This is a genomic window from Acidovorax sp. FJL06, from assembly GCF_003852545.1.
Taxonomy (GTDB): domain Bacteria; phylum Pseudomonadota; class Gammaproteobacteria; order Burkholderiales; family Burkholderiaceae_C; genus Acidovorax.
Window position 1 is genome coordinate 1 of the sequence record NZ_QAJR01000087.1, and the last position, 257, is coordinate 257.

Sequence of the window (257 nt, forward strand, 5' to 3'; positions counted from 1 at the left end):
TGGAACCCTTCTCCACTTCAGTCTTCAAGGATCTCACTTGAATAATTGCTACTACTACCAAGATCTGTACCCGTGACCGCTCCACTCTGACTTACGCCAGTAGCTTCTTAGCAACCACGGCACCCTCCTACACGATACCGCTTACTCGTTCAATAAAACTTGCGATATCGATCCGGTATAGGTCCCACGCTACAGCGCCATCCATTTTCAGGGCTGGTTGATTCGGCAGGTGAGTTGTTACACACTCCTTAGCGGAT

1 rRNA gene is annotated in these 257 nt (G+C 49.4%); it reads right to left on the reverse strand.

The features are described 5' to 3' along the window. Positions 1-257: ribosomal RNA gene (locus DBV10_RS22960) — 23S ribosomal RNA — on the reverse strand; the annotation flags it as partial.